The sequence below is a fragment of the Pseudoduganella buxea genome, assembly GCF_009720835.1.
Lineage (GTDB): Bacteria > Pseudomonadota > Gammaproteobacteria > Burkholderiales > Burkholderiaceae_D > Rugamonas > Rugamonas buxea.
The window spans coordinates 1-445 of the sequence record NZ_WNKZ01000258.1; the positions used below are offsets into that span (position 1 = coordinate 1).

Annotated in this window: 2 protein-coding genes; both read right to left on the bottom strand. The window is 53.5% G+C overall.

The window, feature by feature from the left end; translation table 11 throughout:
- A partial coding sequence (locus tag GM672_RS27880; protein WP_155473707.1) for a contractile injection system protein, VgrG/Pvc8 family occupies nt 1-221 on the bottom strand: 221 nt, incomplete at its 3' end.
- A gap of 32 nt (nt 222-253) precedes the next feature.
- Nucleotides 254-445: hypothetical protein (locus GM672_RS29050; protein ID WP_211517464.1), on the bottom strand; the 192-nt coding region annotated here is incomplete at its 5' end.

Sequence of the window (445 nt, forward strand, 5' to 3'; positions counted from 1 at the left end):
TCGGTGCACAGGCCGTGCCATGCGCGTCGGCTGCCGTCCGGCTGCAGCAGGGTGACCGTCATTTCCTCACCGATGAACTGGTCCAGATCGAGGCCGGTTGATGTGCTCAGTGCCTGTACGTCGACGTCGTACAATTCGTTGACGCCTACACGGCCGGCGAAGCGTTCTAAGCTTCGCATTTCCGACGAGCGGCATTGCGCTCCCATGACGCCTGCCATCATGTTCCATTGGTTGGATGACTGGGCAGCGACAATCAGTCGCTTTGTCGTTCGATCACCAATTCATGGAATGCTCTAGGGAATCGTTCTTCGATAGACGACACATCTGGTCGCGCCTCATACCGCAACAATAATGAAGATTTTTCCTCGAGAACTCTAAAAGAATAAATGTTCACTTCCTTGACTGGCCTGTTAGGCCGGATTTCCGAAGACGAGCTTTCAAAAAC